Source organism: Sphingomonas sp. (genome assembly GCA_019635535.1).
Classification (GTDB): Bacteria; Pseudomonadota; Alphaproteobacteria; order Sphingomonadales; family Sphingomonadaceae; genus Allosphingosinicella.
In genome coordinates this window covers 1,363,253-1,378,471 of record JAHBZH010000001.1, presented here as the reverse complement: position 1 = coordinate 1,378,471, position 15,219 = coordinate 1,363,253, and the positions used below count along the sequence as shown (strand labels likewise).

General features: G+C 68.4%; 19 protein-coding genes and 2 riboswitches. Of the genes, 4 read left to right on the top strand and 15 right to left on the bottom strand.

Features of this window, described 5'->3' with window-relative positions; translation table 11 throughout:
- Genes gspK through KF780_07085 form a run of 6 tightly spaced genes read right to left on the bottom strand, consistent with a single transcriptional unit; the run spans position 1 to position 4,505 of the window.
- Positions 1-981: a type II secretion system minor pseudopilin GspK gene (gene gspK / locus KF780_07110; protein MBX3561570.1), complete on the bottom strand. Its 981-nt coding sequence runs from the start codon at positions 979-981 to the stop codon at positions 1-3.
- On the bottom strand, positions 978-1,625 hold the full coding sequence (gspJ, locus tag KF780_07105; GenBank protein ID MBX3561569.1) for a type II secretion system minor pseudopilin GspJ: 648 nt from the start codon (positions 1,623-1,625) through the stop codon (positions 978-980). The genes gspK and gspJ overlap by 4 nt, the downstream gene beginning before the upstream one ends.
- Positions 1,622-1,999: a type II secretion system minor pseudopilin GspI gene (gene gspI / locus KF780_07100; protein MBX3561568.1), complete on the bottom strand. Its 378-nt coding sequence runs from the start codon at positions 1,997-1,999 to the stop codon at positions 1,622-1,624. The genes gspJ and gspI overlap by 4 nt, the downstream gene beginning before the upstream one ends.
- On the bottom strand, positions 1,986-2,492 hold the full coding sequence (locus tag KF780_07095; GenBank protein ID MBX3561567.1) for a prepilin-type N-terminal cleavage/methylation domain-containing protein: 507 nt from the start codon (positions 2,490-2,492) through the stop codon (positions 1,986-1,988). The genes gspI and KF780_07095 overlap by 14 nt, the downstream gene beginning before the upstream one ends.
- Positions 2,493-2,514: 22 nt before the next feature.
- Positions 2,515-3,993: a PH domain-containing protein gene (locus KF780_07090; protein MBX3561566.1), complete on the bottom strand. Its 1,479-nt coding sequence runs from the start codon at positions 3,991-3,993 to the stop codon at positions 2,515-2,517.
- The gene (locus tag KF780_07085; protein MBX3561565.1) at positions 3,990-4,505 is read right to left on the bottom strand and encodes a PH domain-containing protein; all 516 of its coding nucleotides are present in this window, start codon (positions 4,503-4,505) and stop codon (positions 3,990-3,992) included. Before KF780_07085 ends, KF780_07090 begins: the two co-directional genes overlap by 4 nt.
- A gap of 88 nt (positions 4,506-4,593) precedes the next feature.
- Between KF780_07085 and KF780_07080 the strand changes: the two genes are divergently transcribed.
- Together KF780_07080 and KF780_07075 are read left to right on the top strand one after the other, a co-directional pair.
- Positions 4,594-5,457, top strand: coding sequence for a class I SAM-dependent methyltransferase (locus KF780_07080; GenBank protein MBX3561564.1), 864 nt, complete (start codon positions 4,594-4,596; stop codon positions 5,455-5,457).
- Positions 5,457-6,056 (top strand): phosphatase PAP2 family protein, encoded by a 600-nt coding sequence (locus KF780_07075; protein MBX3561563.1) that lies wholly within the window; start codon positions 5,457-5,459, stop codon positions 6,054-6,056. The genes KF780_07080 and KF780_07075 overlap by 1 nt, the downstream gene beginning before the upstream one ends.
- Here KF780_07075 and KF780_07070 read toward each other — a convergent pair.
- The 9 genes from KF780_07070 to KF780_07030 form a co-directional block, all read right to left on the bottom strand.
- A complete protein-coding gene (locus KF780_07070; protein MBX3561562.1) occupies positions 6,043-6,726 on the bottom strand; it encodes a DUF938 domain-containing protein in 684 nt (227 codons plus the stop codon). The genes KF780_07075 and KF780_07070 overlap by 14 nt on opposite strands.
- Complete coding sequence (locus KF780_07065) at positions 6,651-6,962, bottom strand: hypothetical protein (GenBank protein ID MBX3561561.1); 312 nt, start codon at positions 6,960-6,962, stop codon at positions 6,651-6,653. The genes KF780_07070 and KF780_07065 overlap by 76 nt, the downstream gene beginning before the upstream one ends.
- 62 nt (positions 6,963-7,024) lie before the next feature.
- A complete protein-coding gene (gene gcvPB / locus KF780_07060; GenBank protein ID MBX3561560.1) occupies positions 7,025-8,692 on the bottom strand; it encodes an aminomethyl-transferring glycine dehydrogenase subunit GcvPB in 1,668 nt (555 codons plus the stop codon).
- Positions 8,689-10,047: an aminomethyl-transferring glycine dehydrogenase subunit GcvPA gene (gcvPA, locus tag KF780_07055; GenBank protein ID MBX3561559.1), complete on the bottom strand. Its 1,359-nt coding sequence runs from the start codon at positions 10,045-10,047 to the stop codon at positions 8,689-8,691. Before gcvPA ends, gcvPB begins: the two co-directional genes overlap by 4 nt.
- Positions 10,048-10,058: 11 nt before the next feature.
- Complete coding sequence (locus KF780_07050) at positions 10,059-10,367, bottom strand: hypothetical protein (protein MBX3561558.1); 309 nt, start codon at positions 10,365-10,367, stop codon at positions 10,059-10,061.
- A gap of 83 nt (positions 10,368-10,450) precedes the next feature.
- Positions 10,451-10,822, bottom strand: coding sequence for a glycine cleavage system protein GcvH (gcvH, locus tag KF780_07045; GenBank protein ID MBX3561557.1), 372 nt, complete (start codon positions 10,820-10,822; stop codon positions 10,451-10,453).
- The gene (gcvT, locus tag KF780_07040) at positions 10,819-11,931 is read right to left on the bottom strand and encodes a glycine cleavage system aminomethyltransferase GcvT (GenBank protein MBX3561556.1); all 1,113 of its coding nucleotides are present in this window, start codon (positions 11,929-11,931) and stop codon (positions 10,819-10,821) included. The genes gcvH and gcvT overlap by 4 nt, the downstream gene beginning before the upstream one ends.
- 64 nt (positions 11,932-11,995) lie before the next feature.
- Positions 11,996-12,103: riboswitch (glycine riboswitch) on the bottom strand.
- Positions 12,104-12,106: 3 nt separating this feature from the next.
- A riboswitch (glycine riboswitch) is annotated at positions 12,107-12,198 on the bottom strand.
- 429 nt (positions 12,199-12,627) lie between these two features.
- Positions 12,628-12,957 carry a GIY-YIG nuclease family protein gene (locus KF780_07035; protein MBX3561555.1) on the bottom strand — a complete coding sequence of 110 codons (330 nt, stop codon included), beginning with the start codon at positions 12,955-12,957 and terminating at the stop codon, positions 12,628-12,630.
- 77 nt (positions 12,958-13,034) lie between these two features.
- The gene (locus tag KF780_07030; GenBank protein MBX3561554.1) at positions 13,035-13,673 is read right to left on the bottom strand and encodes a hypothetical protein; all 639 of its coding nucleotides are present in this window, start codon (positions 13,671-13,673) and stop codon (positions 13,035-13,037) included.
- Between the two features lie 71 nt (positions 13,674-13,744).
- On the opposite strand from KF780_07030, the gene ispH reads away from it, so the two are divergent.
- Positions 13,745-14,755, top strand: a complete 1,011-nt coding sequence (gene ispH, locus KF780_07025) for a 4-hydroxy-3-methylbut-2-enyl diphosphate reductase (protein MBX3561553.1) — start codon at positions 13,745-13,747, stop codon at positions 14,753-14,755.
- A 4-nt stretch (positions 14,756-14,759) separates the two neighbouring features.
- Positions 14,760-15,215 (top strand): ribonuclease HI, encoded by a 456-nt coding sequence (gene rnhA / locus KF780_07020; protein MBX3561552.1) that lies wholly within the window; start codon positions 14,760-14,762, stop codon positions 15,213-15,215.
- The last annotated feature ends 4 nt before the right edge of the window (positions 15,216-15,219 follow it).

Here is a 15,219-nt window from a genome sequence, read left to right as displayed (position 1 = left end):
CTACTCGCGCCAGCTTCGCGCCGACAGCCGCACCGGCGCCATCCGCGCATCGACCAGCACGTCCTCGGCGAATTCGGCGCCCATCAATGCGACCCGCACGTCGAGCGCGAACCAGGACGATTTCACCTGCGGCTGGAGCTGCGCGTCCAGCGGCACGGCCAGCTCGCTGAGCGATTCGGTGCGCCAGAAATCGACCATAGTGTCCCACCCCGCCGCCGGCCGCGCCGCGATGATCCGCCGGGCGCGGGCCACGTCGATCTGGCCGGGCGCCAACATCGCCAGCAGCGACGCCTGATTCTCGGTCAGCGTGTTGACGTTGAGCGGCGACAGGCTCGCCACCGGCAGCGCACACAGCCACGGCCGCAGCCGCGCGAAAATCTCAGGAGTCATCCCCGCCAGCCCCCGCGCCTCGCCGACATCGGCGAACAAGGTGTTGGGCGCACGGAACGGCGCCGCACCGCCGCCATAGGCCGCGTCCTCCGCCCCGGCGGACGCGGAGATCGAATCGCTGTCCGCCCAGTCCGCCGCCGCCTCGGCGATCCGCCGCGCCTCGCCCTCGCCGATGCCGGTCAGCATCATCAGCCCGGCGAATTGCGACACGCCGGTATTGCGCCGGACCAGCCTTGTGCGCGGATCGCCCTCGACCACGCTGTTGAGGTTGAAGCAATTGCCGCCGTCGCGAACCTGCACGCTCGCCAGCCCGCCGTCCGGCAGCGGAATTTGCCGCACGCTCCCCTGCCAGCCACCGGCCAAGGTGGTCTTGTCCCGGTCCTGCGATTGCAGATCGTCGATGGTGAGCAGGGCCAGCTCGGCGATGCCGTTCGCATGGGCCCGCGCCTGATCGAGCGCATAGGTATTGGCCGCCACCGCGCGGGACAGCCGCAATTTCTCCATCGCCGCCGCCGCGATCGCGCCGGTAACGGCGACCAGCAGCAGCACTGCCAGCAGGGCCGCGCCGCGCTCTTTCCACGGCACCTTCACCGGCCCGTCCCCACCACGAAGACCTGCCGCAGCAGCCCGTGTCGCGCGCTGTCCGTCACCAGCTCGATCGCCGCCGGCAGCCGCGTGCCGTCGGCCGGGTCCCAGGCATCGCGCCATTCGCCGCGATCATCGCGATAGCGCAGCCGCGCCACGCTTACGCCGTCGATCAGCGGCACGATCGTCGCCCCGCCGCCGCCGTCGACCCGTTCGAAGGCCAGCCGCTCCAGCACCCCGCCGCGCAGCCGATAGCCGACCCGCTGCAGCGCCGCGCCCTCGTCGCCCGCGCTCCAGCCGCGCCGGACGAAGGCCATGAGCATCTCCTGCTCGCCGCTGGCCCCGGTGAAAGCGCGCTGCGGTCGCCCGTCGCCGTCGCGATGGATGCGCGGCGCCGCCTGCGCCATGTCGGCAGTCAGCAACGCCTGGAGCCGCCGCACCTCGCCCGTCTCGGCGAGCAGCCGGTCCGCCGTCTCCTGCGTCCGCGCGCTGACCGACAGCAGGGCCACCCCCGCCGCCGTCAGCATCCCGAAGATCGCCAGCGCGATCAGCATTTCCACCAGCGTGAAGCCGTGTTCGGCGGAACGCCGAAGGGGCGTGAAGCCCTGTTGGGCGGAACGCCGAGAAGACTCGAAGCCGTTGGGCCTCATCGGTCCGCCCGCCGGAAGATCGTCAGCCGTGCCCGGCCCGGGCCGCCGTCCAGGTCGGCGACGGCGATCTCGATCTGCTGGATGCGTGCCTCGGGCGAGCGCGCGACGGTGCGCGTCCAGCTCCAGCGCCGGCCGCCGTTCAGCGCCTCGCCGGTCATCGTACCGAAGGCGGGCGCGGCCGGATCGGTCAGCGTCTCGGCGGCGACATTGGCGGCGACGATCCGGGCCAGATTCTGCTCGCCGATCCGCGCACTGTTCGCCGCCGTCGCCCCGCCGAGCCGGAGCAAGGCCAAGGCCGCAAGACTGAAGATCGCGAGCGCCACCAGCATCTCGATGAGGGTAAAGCCCTGTTCGCAGCGCCTATCGCCGGACATGGATCGTCCCGTCGCTTCGGATCTCGATCGCCGCACGAGCATCGCCCCGGCGCAGCATCACGTAGAGCGGATCGGCCAGCCCGGTCGTGTCGAAACGGGTGCGCCCGCCCTCAGCTTTGGTGCCGCGTATCCATTCATAGCGTGCCGTCTCGCGCCATTCGCCTTCCTGCCGGCGCGACAGGACATAGCCATTGCCGCCCACCTCGATCGCCGCCGCCCGCGCCTCGACGATCGCCATGTCGCGCGCCGCCTTGGCCCGCGCCGCGAAGCGCTCCGCTTCGGCCTGCACGCTCCCGCCCGGTTCCGGCATGACCAGCACGACCGCCGCCGCCGCGAGACCGAGAATGACGAGCACGACCATCATTTCGACAAGCGTGAAGCCGTGTTCGGCGGAACGCCGAAGGGGCGTGAAGCCGTGTTCGGCGGAACGCCGAAGGGGCGTGAAGCCGTGTTCGGCGGCGCGAGGGAAAGGCAAGGCACGCATCACGGCCATCGCCCCCTATTTCAGTCCCGTTTCATTGCGGTTGCAACCGCGCCCTGGCCCGCGCCGGATAGAAAAGCGCGAGCAGCCGGTCGGCCAGCCGCTCCGCATCCCGCGCATCGAGATCGACGATCGCCTGATTGTAGAGGCCGGACCCACCCGCCGTATCGACCAGCAGGCTCGCCAGCGCGAGCGGGCGCTGCAGCGGGCCGCGCGACACATTGATCGTCTGCGCCTTCTCGAACGGGATGATCCACAGCCGGCGGGTGAGAAAGCCATGCCGCACGAACAGCGCACGATCGTCCAGCGCATGCCCATGCTTGCGCCAGCGCAGCACGGCGGCGAGAGCGAGAGCGAGCAAGGCCGCGCCGCCCAGCCCCGCGAGCGGTTCGATCGCGAAGGCCGCGCCGGTCGCGATCGCCGCCAACGCCAGCCACGGCCCCGCCCGTCGCAGCAGCGCCCGGCGCGGCACCCCGTGAAATTCCGTGCGCGGCGGCGGCGCGGGAAAGCCCGCTTCGGCCAGGATCGGCAGCAATTCCGCCATCCGTGCGAACGGCGCGGCGATCTGCACGCCGCCCTCCTTGCGGTCGGCGCCGAGCGTCTGGAACGACAAGGCGTGCCAGCCGAACAGGCGCTGCAACGGCCCGCTTTCGATCAGGGCGACCTGCGTGCGCCGCAGCGGGATCACCACGTCGGTCAGCGTCACCAGCCCGCGCTTGCGCCGGAAGCCTGCCGCCGCCCGGGTCAGCCGGAAACCGAAATTGGCCGAAACCATCCGCACCACGCCTGCGACCATGCCAGCGAGGATAAGGGCGACCGCCAGGATCGCCACCGTCCCCATCGTCGCCATGTGCAGCGCCTGATCGGCCCGCTCGGAGTTGAACCACTGGTTCCATTCCACCAGCCCGAGCTGGTCGAGATATTGCAGGACGGCGCCGATCACCGCCAGGAAGACCAGCGAGAAGTTGAACAAACCGGCGAGCAGCAGCCGGGGCACATCCATCGCGAACAGCAGCGGCTCCTCGGCGGGCGGCGCGTCCACCGCGTCCGCCGCCGCCGGCGCCCCCGCCTTGCCGCGCCGCACCCGGTCGCGCAGCGCCCGCGCGTCGCCCAGCCCGATCATGTCGAGCCGGCCTTCCTCCTTGTCCGATCCGCCGGTCTCCACCGTCACCCGGGCCGTGCCGAAGATGCGCGCGAGCAAGGGCTGCTCGATCGCGATGTCCTGCACCCGATCGAACGGGATGACCCGGCGCTGGCGCTGCAGCACGCCCTTCTCGATAACGATTTCGTTGGCCTCGACCCGATAGGTGAAGCGCCACCAGGCGAGCGCGACGAAGACGCCGCCCGCCAGGAGCAGCAGCACCGCCGTCAGCAGCGCGCCGCCAACCCCTTCCTTCATCACGGCCACGGTGAGGCCGATAAACGCCGCCAGCATTTGCGGCACGATCTTGAGCCAGCGGACGACGAGCGTCGCAGGATGAAGCCGGCGCGGTTCGGCCATCTTGTCGCTCACAGCAGATCTTGCCGGATCTGGGCGCGGATCGCATCACGCATCCGTTCCGCCTCGGCCAGAGCGAGGCCGGGCAACGGCACCGCCGCGCCGCGCGTCCCGGCGGTGTGGAGAATGAGCGTGGCGAGACCGTAGCGCCGCTGGACCGGCCCCTGCGCGATATCGATATGCTGGACGCGGCCGAACGGCACGACCGTCTTCACCCGCTTGAACAGGCCGGAGCGGATGAGAATCTCGTCCGCGCCCTCGCGATAGCCCCAGGCCCGGTAGCGCCGCCCGGGCAGGATCGCGACCGCGACCAAAGCGAGCGACGCGACGATGCCGGGGGCCAGGCCCAGGGGCAGCGCCGTCTCGCGCAAAGGCGCCAGATCGAGCAGCGCGATCGGAGCCAGCACCGCCAGCGCCGCCAGCACGAAGCGGATGCGCAGCAGCTTGATCTGGTCCGAGTGGAGCGGCGTCAGCCGCGCTTCCTCGCGGAACCCGCCCGCTTCACCGGATGTTTCGTCCGCCTGCACGCTTCGTCCTCCCGCTTGCGACAATGCTTGTCGTGACATTGTGCGCGCGGCAGGGAAAGAGGTCTTTGCATCACAAAGGGAGTCGCCGATGCGTTCAAGACCGTTGGTTCGCGCCGTTCTGGCGGGGGCGGTCATCATATCGGCGGTGCTGGCCGGCTTCGCGATGCTCCGCCCATCGCGTCCGGCGGAGCAGGCGCCGGCCGAGTTCAACCCGGCGCGCTTCGTGCGCGAGCGCCCCGATCTCGACGCGGCCTATGTCGTTACGGATTACGAAGTCGTCGATGCGATGCTCGCGCTCGCCCAGATTCGCCCCGGCGACGACGTGATCGACCTGGGATCGGGCGACGGGCGAATCCTGATCGCCGCCGCGCGCAGCCATGGCGCGCATGGGCTGGGCGTGGACATCGATCCGGCCCGCATCCGCGAATCGAACGACAATGCCCGCGCGGCGGGCGTCACCGGTCGGGTGGAATTCCGCCGCCAGGACCTGTTCACCACGCCGCTCGGCGACGCGGAGGTGCTTACGCTCTATCTTTCCAGCGAGATCAACCGGCAGCTCCGGCCGCGCATCCTTGCCGAAATGCAGCCCGGCGCGCGCGTCGTCAGCCACGATTTCGACATGGGCGACTGGCGCGCCGACCAGCGACAGGCGGTCGGCGCCTCGACCGTCTATCTGTGGATCGTGCCCGCCCGGATCGCCGGGAACTGGACGCTGACCGCCAACGGGCGCACCGCCACGCTCGCGATCGACCAGAGCTTCCAGACTTTCGGCGGCACCGCGACGGCCGGCGATGCCACGGCGCGGATCGAGCATGGCCGGATCGCGGGCGATCGCATCCGTTTCGTCACCGATCTCGGCGACGGGCGGCGGACCTATGAAGGCCGCGTCACCGGCGCGGCGATCGAAGCGGTGGGCACCGGACCCGCCTGGCGCGCGGTCCGCCCGGGCTGATGCCCTTCGCCCTTGCCGGCCTGGCCCTCGCCTGGGGCGTGATGCTGCTGATCGGCGGCACGCCAACGGATCGCGACCTGCTGGAATTCGCTTATGCCGGCGGGCATCCCGGTCTCGCTTTCGCCGCGCGCTGGCTGACCGAGTTGGGCGGCGCGGCGATACTCCTGCCCGTTACCGCGCTCGCCGCCGCCTGGCTGGCCTGGCGGCGCGACGGGCGCGGGGCGCTGCTGCTGATCGCGATCACGTTGTCCGGACGCGTGTTGGTCGAGATGCAGAAGCTTCTGATCGGCCGGCCGCGCCCGGACTCCACCGAACATCTCGTCATGATCAGCAACCTGTCCTTCCCCAGCGCCCATGCCGCCAATGCGCTGATGGTCTGGCTCTGCCTCGCCGTGCTGCTGCCGCTTGGCGCGCGGGGCCGGACGACGGCCATGTGGGCGGCGGCCACCTTGGCGCTGGCGATCGGCGTCACCCGCGTCATGCTGGGCGTTCATTGGCCTACCGACGTGATCGCCGGCTGGAGCTTCGGCCTCGCCTGGACCTTGCTGATGCTGCGCCTGTCCGGCCACCGCCTCGATCGGCCGCTCAGCTCTTCCTGAGCAGCACCGACAGGTTGTTCGCCGGCATCGGCACCACGCCTTCGAGAACGAAGCCGTGCCGTTCGGCTTCGCCGACCACGTCCGCCAGATCGCGCAGCCCCCATTCCGGATCGCGCGCCCTCAGCGATTCGTCGAACGCCTCGTTGCTCGGCGCGGTTTCGACCTCCGCCTGCCGATAGGGGCCGTAGAGATAGAGCGGCGCGCCTGCCGCCAGCAGCCGCCCCGCCCCGCGCATCAGCCCCTGTGTCGCCGACCACGGGCTGATGTGGATCATGTTGATGGCGAGGATCGCGTCCGCCGCCTCGATCGGCCATTCGGCCGCGCGCGCGTCGAGCGATAGGGCGGGGAGCAGGTTGAACAGTCCTTCCTCCGCCCGCCAGGCCTCGATCGAGCGCAGCGCCGCCGGGTCGGGATCGCTCGGTTGCCACAGCAGTTTCGGGAAGGTCCGCGCGAAATGAAGCGCATGTTCGCCCGTTCCGCTCGCGATCTCCAGCATCAGCCCGTATGCCGGCAGGACATCGCGCAGCACATCGGCGATCGGCCCGGCATTGCGCGCAACGTGCGGCGCGGAGCGGCGGGCATCGTCGGTCACACTCAAATCATGCCGACGAAGAGTATGCGGCCCAGTACCACGACGAGCAGCGCCACGACGATGGCGGGAGCGACCCATCTGGCCCGTCCGCCGCCGCCGGCCCGCCGGGCCAGCCAGATCGCGCCGCCCGCGCCGCCGCCCAGCCCAAGCAGGAGCGCCAGCGCCATGAAACTGGACAGGCCCGAAAGGCCGTCGCCGCCCTGTGCGCCATATCCCAGCACGTCGTACCAGATCGCGACGAGAAGAAACGCCGCGGCAATGCCTACGAGCGCCCCGCTGATCAGCCCCAGAATCGCGAAGATTGTCGTCCGCATGGCTCCCCCCTTTGGCCGGCGGTCATGGTTCGCGGCATCGCCCGAAGCAGATGTGTCTCGTACTACTCCGCCGCCGCCTGCACCGGCTCCTTGTAGACCAGCACCGGCCTGCGCGCCGCCAGCGTCTCGTCCAGTCGCCGCCGCGGCGCGAAGACCGGCGCGGCCTTCAGGCGCCCGTCGCCCGCCTTGGCGCGCTGCGCCACGCTCCTCACCGCGCCGATGAACTGGTCGAGCGCGGCCTTGCCCTCCGTCTCGGTCGGCTCGATCAGCATCGCGCCGTGGACGACCAGCGGGAAATACATGGTCATCGGGTGGAAGCCCTCGTCGATCAGCCCCTTGGCGAGATCGAGCGTGGAGAGGCCGCCCGCGAAGCCCTTGTCGCTGAACAGGGCCTCGTGCATGCACGGCCCCGACGCCCCGAACGGCGCGTCGAGCACGCCCTCGAGGCTCCTCAGCACGTAATTGGCGTTGAGCACCGCGTCCTCGGCGACCTGCTTGAGCCCGTCCGCGCCGTGGCTCAGGATGTAAGCGAGCGCGCGGGTGAACATGCCCATCTGGCCATGGAACGCGCTCATCCGCCCGAAGCTGTCGGGATGGCGGTCGCCGACCGTTTCCTCTTCGACCAGGGTGATATGCCCGTCCGCATAGCGCTCGGTGAAGGGCAGCGGCCCATAAGGCGCCAGCGCCTCGGACAGCACGACCGGCCCGGCGCCAGGCCCGCCGCCGCCATGCGGGGTGGAGAAGGTCTTGTGCAGGTTGATGTGCATCGCATCGATGCCGAGATCGCCCGGCCGCACCCGGCCGACGATCGCGTTGAAGTTCGCGCCGTCGCAATAGACATAGCCGCCCGCCGCGTGGACCGCGTCGGAGATCGCCTTCATGTCGCGCTCGAACAGGCCGCAGGTGTTCGGATTGGTGATCATCACCCCCGCGACGTCCGGCCCCAACCGCGCCTTCAGCGCATCGAGATCGACTCGCCCGTCGGCATTGGCCGGAATGTTCTCGATGGAAAAGCCGGCGAAGGCGGCGGTGGCGGGATTGGTGCCGTGCGCGCTTTCGGGGACGAGGATGACCTTGCGGTCCTCGCCCCGCGCCTCCAGCGCCGCCTTGATGCACAATATGCCGCACAATTCGCCATGCGCCCCGGCCTTGGGCGTCATCGCCACGCCGTACATGCCGGTCAGCTCGATCAGCCACACGGCCAGCTCGTTGATCACCCCCAGCGCGCCCTGCACGGTATCGACCGGCTGGAGCGGATGCACGTCCGCGAAGCCCGGCATCCGCGCGACCTTCTCGTTCAATCGCGGATTGTGCTTCATCGTGCACGAGCCGAGCGGGAACAGTCCGAGATCGATCGCGTAATTCTGCCGGCTGAGGCGGGTATAGTGCCGGACCGTCTGCGGCTCGGTCAGCCCGGCCAGCCCGATCTCCTTGTTGCGATCGAGGCCGCCGAGGCGGCTAGCCCCTCTCCCCTCTGCGGGAGAGGGGTTGGGGTGAGGGGATGTGACAGATGAAGTTTCCTTCACCCTGCCGTCGCTGCGCGCCGGCTGTCCCTCTCCCGCAAGGGGAGAGGGAAGATCGAAATCCACGCCCGTCGTCCGCGTATCACCGATCTCGAAGAGCAAGGGCTCCTCGAGCATCAGCGCCCGATTGCCCGTGAAGGTCGCGCCGGCATCGTCGTTCGACGCCGCGCTCGTTTCGGGCCGCCAGCCGCTCCGGTTGATCGTCATGCCAGCACTCCTTCCAGCGTCGTGGCGAAGGCTTCGACATCCTCGTCCGTCACCGTTTCCGTGACAGCGACGATCAGCCCGTTGGCCAGCGCCGCCTCGCCCGGATAGAGCCGTCCGAGCGACACGCCGCCCAGCACGCCCGCATCGGCGAGCGCGCGTACCGCCGGCCGTGCCTCCTTCGACAGCTTCAGCGTGAATTCGTTGAAGAAGCTCTCGTTGACGAGGGTCACGCCCGGCACCCGCGCCAGCCGCTCCGCCGCCGCGACCGCTTTGGCATGATTGACCGCCGCCAGTTGCCGCAAGCCCTTCTCGCCGAGCAGGGTCATGTGGACGGAGAAGGCCAGCGCACACAGGCCCGCATTGGTGCAGATGTTGCTGGTCGCCTTCTCGCGCCGGATATGCTGCTCGCGGGTGGAGAGTGTCAGCACGAAGCCGCGCTTGCCCGCCGCGTCCACCGTCTCGCCGGCGAGGCGCCCCGGCATCTGCCGCACATATTTCTCGCGCGTCGCGAACAAGCCGACATAAGGCCCGCCGAAGTTGAGGCCGACGCCGATCGCCTGGCCCTCGCCCACCACGATGTCCGCGCCCATCTCGCCCGGCGCCCGACAAGCGCCCAGCGCCACCGGCTCCGTCACCACCGCGATCAGCAGCGCGCCCGCCGCATGGCATTTCGCCGCCAGATCGGACAGGTCTTCGATCCGGCCGAGGATGTCGGGATATTGCACGACGACCGCGCTCGTCTCGCCGTCGATCGCCGTCGCCAGCCGGGCGAGATCGGTCTCCGCCGAAAGCTCCGGCAGCGCCGTCTCCAGCACGTCGCCGGTGAACTTCGCCATTGTCCTCGCGGTCGAGACATAATGCGGATGCAGCCCGCCCGACAGGATCGCCTTCTTCCGCCGCGTCACCCGCGCGGCCATGGCGATCGCCTCCCAGCAGGCGGTCGATCCGTCATACATGGAGGCGTTGGCGACCTCGCAGCCATAGAGCCGCGCGACCTGCGTCTGGAACTCGAACAGGGCCTGGAGCGTGCCCTGCGCGATCTCCGGCTGGTAGGGCGTGTAGCTGGTCAGGAATTCGCCGCGCTGGATGATATGATCGACGCTCGCCGGGATGTGATGGCGATAGGCCCCCGCGCCGAGGAAGAAGGGCACGTCTCCCGCCACCATATTCTTGCGGGCCAGTGCGCCCATATGCCGCTCGACCGCCAGCTCGCTGGCATGGTCCGGCAATCCCGGAATCGTGCCCTTGAGCCGCGCCGCCTCCGGTACGTCGGTGAACAGATCGTCGATCGATTTGGCCCCGACAGCGGCCAGCATGTCGCGCCGGTCATGATCGGACAGGGGTAGGTAACGCATCGGTTCTCCGTTCAGAGGAGGCGAATGAAGATAGGATCGGCCAAGGTGGCCGGGCGATCAGCACATGCCGTTATGATGTCCGGATCGCGGGATGGTAGGCAGCGGTCGGTTAGCTGGGCCTCGATCTCGACGGTCCGGCCGCCATAGCGCCGAGCCACAGCGTCGAACGCCTCGCTGAAACCGATTGAAAGGAATCGCTCCCGGCCATTCTCGTCGACACCATGCAAAACGCAGCTTAGCGGCTGGCATCTGGAGAGTCGGCCGCGCACGACGATACGCGTTCCGATCAAATCCCGCTGTCCGTAAATCACGTCGGTCACGGACAAAGCCGAGCCCGAAGGCCTATCGAAATCTCCCTGCATCGGAGCGCAGGCAGTCAGGGTAGCCAGGACGAGAAAAATTCTCATAGCGTGTCGCAATAAGCTCGATACTGCTCCGCGCTCATCAGATCGCCGAGCTCGTGATTGTCGCTGAGCGTCAGCTTGAAGAACCAGCCCTCGCCTTCCGGATCGGAATTGACCAAGGCCGGATCGTCGACCAGCGCCTGGTTGCCCTCCGTCACGGTGCCGCTCACCGGCGCATAGACGTCGCTCGCCGCCTTCACCGATTCGACCACCGCCGCGTCGCCGCCCCGGCTGACCGCGCGGCCCGCCTCCGGCACCTCGACGAACACCACGTCGCCCAATTGCCCCTGCGCGAAATCGGTGATGCCGACGGTCGCGCTGTCGCCCTCGACGCGGACCCATTCATGCTCCTTGGTATAATAGACGCTCATTTCGGCGCTCCCTTGCGGTGATAGCGGTGGGGGACGAAGGGCATGGCGACGACCTTCGCGGGAAAAAGCTTGCCGCGCTGCGACAGCAATATGTCGCTTCCGGGCGCGGCCGAAGCGGTCGGCACATAGGCCATGGCGATCGGCGCCTCGATCGAGGGCGAGAAGCCGCCGCTCGTCACCTTGCCGACCTCATTGCCCTCGCCGTCCACGACCAGCGCGCCCTCGCGCACCGGCTGGCGCCCTTCGACGGCGAGCCCGACCCGCTTGCGCACCGGCCCGTCGGCCAGTTCCTGCGCAATGCGATGCCAGCCGGGGAAGCCACCTTCCTCGCGCCGCCGCTTGGAGAGCGCGAAAACGAGGTCCGCCTCGACCGGGGTCGTGTCATGATCGAGATCATGGCCGTAGAGCGGCAGCCCCGCCTCCAGCCGCAGCGAATCGCGCGCGCCGAGGCCGATCGGCTTCACCTCGGGCTGGTCGGCGATCAGCGTCGCGACATCCTCGACGGCCCGCGCGGGCACCGAAATCTCGAACCCGTCCTCGCCCGTATAGCCCGAGCGGCTGATCCACACCGGCCCGCCGAGCAGCTCGAAGCTCCCCGCGGTCATGAAGGTCAGTTCCTCGACGCCGGGCACCAGCCGCGCCAGCGCGTCCACCGCCTTCGGCCCCTGCAGCGCCAGCAGCGCCTGCTCCTTCATATGATCGAGCACCGCGCCGCGCGGCAGCTTCGCCTCCATGTGCGCGATGTCGCCGTCCTTGGTCGCGCCGTTGACCACCAGGTAGAAATGGTCGCCGCGCCGCGTGACCATCAGGTCGTCGATGATGCCGCCCTCGTCGTTGAGCAGCAGCGAATATTTGGGCCGGGCATCCTTGAGGATGGAAAAATCGGTGGGGAGCAGCGCTTCCAGTCCTTGCTCGGCCTCGGCGCCGGCAATGAGGATCTGGCCCATATGGCTGACGTCGAACAGGCCGGCCGATTCGCGGGTCCAGCGATGCTCGGCGAGGATGCCTTCATACTGGATCGGCATCCGGTAGCCGGCGAACGGCACCATCCGCGCGCCCGCCGCGCAGTGCCAGCCATCCAGGGGGAGGGTCTTTTCGGTGTCGCTCATGGCCGGCTCCAGAAAGGCATCGTCCGGAACGCGCGGGACTCCCCGCGCCTTCCGCCAATGCCCCCTCTGTCACTTTGACCTGAGAGCTTTCCCCACCTTCGCGCAAGGCTATGGCGGGTTACCCCTTCGGTGGCCCGCCGCCGCCCGAGGCTTTGGCGGACGCTTTCCAGAGCGTCCCGAACGCGCGGTCCTTCTGCCTGAGAGATTCCGGGGCGGTTGCTCCTTCGGCGCTCCGGACGAATCCGAAGCCTCTCCCGCGCGTCCCCGGCGGTCTCGTCTCCGCGACCGCCCGGACGCCCTTGCTGTGGCCGGGCGAATGGCCCGAGTCAACGCGAGAATCTCAAGCCGGAGCAGCCCCCACTCGTCACCCCGGACTTGATCCGGGGTCCACCTTCAATCTTTAGCCTTTACCATCTACTCGAAGGTTTCCTGAATTGAATTGGCTCGCCGCTCGAGTGGCCAATCAATCAAAGCGACAATCCAGGCTCCAATAAAGCTGATAAGGGGGAAAGCTGCCAACACAGCCCACCACGGGCTAAAACCTAATCGCTTGAGAATTCTGCCAACGGCGAACGCCCAAGCAACCACCATTATGACGACCAGCCAATGCCATAATGAGAATCCACCCATTACGCCCTCCCTCTTATGTTTCTTATGGCGACAATTCAAAACCCATACATTTGGATGCTCAAGAGACTACGAGTGGCCATTCTTGCTCTTCTCAATCAGCGACTCGAATCCGAAATCCTCCGCGAGATCGCGCCAGGTCGGATTCCCCTCCTCGATCAGCGCGAGTTTCCATGCCCGCTTCCAGCCCTTGATCTGCTTCTCGCGCAAGATGGCCGACTCCATCGTCCCCTGCATTTCGAACCAAACCAGCCGCTTGCAGCCATATTCAGCGGTGAAGCCGCCGAATGCGCCCGCGCGATGCTGTGCGATGCGCTGCAAAAGGATCGAGGTCACGCCCGTATACAGCGTCCCGTGAAAGCCGCTCGCCATGATATAGACGGCCGGATCGCGTTCCATGCGATGAGCCTAACCGATACGTCAGGACAAAGAAAAGGTGGACCCCGGATCAAGTCCGGGGTGACAATTTCTGCTTGTTACCGGGTCGCGTTGTAGCGGAGCTGGTCTTCGGTGAGCTCGAAGCCGACGAACAGCTCGAACTTCGCGCGGTCGACGGCGGCGCGTACCGCCGGATCGGAGAGCGGGTCGAGCGCGGCGCGTGGATCGTTCGGGCGGCGCTCGCGGGTGATCTCGCGGCGGATATCCTCGGGCAGGGTCGCCGCGGAGCGCAACACCTGCGAGGTCGCCTGGCCGGTGGTCGAGGCGCGATATTGGCCATCCTCGAAACGCAGGCCGACCCGGCTCACCCGCTTGGCGACGACATTGTTGTTCCCCTGCACGACGGTCGCGAAATAGGGCAGCGAGACGTCGCGTGCGCCGCGATTGTCCCGACGGCGTGCCTGCACCTCGAAGGTCGCGGTAGTGACGATATATTCGCCCGTCTCGTCGCAGGTGGCACGTACATTGGTGATGCTGGCGACCACGTCGATCGCTGCGGCATCCGTGCTGCCGGCCGGATCGAACAGGGTGAGATCCCCGGTCGGCGCGGGAATCGCGACCGGCGGGCAGGCAGTGTAACTGGTCAGGATGCCGGTCTGGAAAATATCGCCTTCACGGGCGCAGCCGGCGAGGCCGAGGGCGATGAGCGCGGCGACGGCCGCTTTGGATTGGGACAGGCGCAAGATACCCTCGAACGTGAGATGGCGGTTTAACGCCACTGCTTTACGGGCCGCGCTCGATCTCCGCAATGGCCGGGAAGACCGGCGGCCGGTGGACGCGGCGGCCGGTTCGGCGTAGAGCGCCGGGCGTGACCCAGGCCAAGCCGCCTTTGACCTTGCTGATCGCCGCACCGCGCGGCTTCTGCGCCGGCGTCGATCGCGCCATCCGCATCGTCGAGGTGGCGCTGGAACGCTATGGCGCGCCGGTCTATGTCCGTCACGAGATCGTCCACAACAAATATGTCGTCGAGACGCTAAAGGCGAAGGGGGCGGTCTTCGTGCCCGAGCTGGACGAAGTGCCGGACGGCGTGCCGGTCGTGTTCTCCGCGCATGGCGTGCCCAAGGCGGTGCCGGCCAAGGCGGAGGAGCGCGGCCTCAACTATCTCGATGCAACCTGCCCGCTCGTCTCCAAGGTGCATCGCCAGGCCGAACGGCTGATCGCGGGCGGCCGCCACATCCTGTTCGTCGGCCATGCCGGCCATCCCGAGGTGATCGGCACGTTCGGCCAGGTGCCGGAGGGGCGGATGACCCTGGTCGAATCGGCGGAGGATGCGGAGAATGTCGCGGTCGCCGATCCCGACAATCTCGCCTTCCTCACCCAGACGACCCTGTCGGTGGACGACACCGCCGAGATCGTCGCCATCCTGCGCCGCCGCTTCCCCGCCATCCAGGTGCCGCGCAGCGAGGACATCTGCTACGCCACGTCGAACCGGCAGGCGGCGGTGAAGGCGATCGCGCCGCGCTGCGACGCGGTGCTGGTGATCGGCGCGTCCAACAGCTCCAATTCGCTCCGTCTCGTCGAGGTCGCGGAACGCGAGGGCGCCCGTTCGATGCTCGTGGCGCGCGGCGCCGATGTCGATTTCGGCTGGCTGGCCGGCGTGCGCACGCTCGGCATCACCGCCGGCGCCTCGGCGCCGGAAGTGCTGGTGCGCGAAGTCGTCGCCCGGCTCGCCGAGCATTATGACGTGACCGAGGAGCCGGTCGACGGCGTCGAGGAGCGGATGGTGTTCAAGCTCCCGGCCGGGCTCGAAGCCGCCTGATTCTCTGCGCGTGACCGAAGTCGAGCTCTTCACCGACGGCGCCTGCAAGGGCAATCCGGGGCCAGGCGGCTGGGGCGTCGTTATACGCGCGGGCGGGCGCGAGAAGGAATTGTCGGGCGGCGAGGGCGAGACGACCAACAACCGGATGGAGCTGATGGCGGCGATCCGCGGGCTGGAGGCGCTGAAGCGCCCCTGCCGGGTGCAGCTCTATACCGACAGCGCCTATGTCCGCGACGGCATCACCAAATGGATACACGGCTGGCGCCGCAACGGCTGGAAGACGGCGGACAGGAAGCCGGTCAAGAATGTCGATCTGTGGCAGGAGCTGCTCGCCGCCGCAGAGCCGCACCGGGTCGAATGGCATTGGGTGAAAGGCCATGCCGGCCACCCCGAAAACGAGCGTGCCGACGCATTGGCCTGCGCCGCCGCGCTGGATCAGGCGAAGCGCGACGCCGAATAGGGCG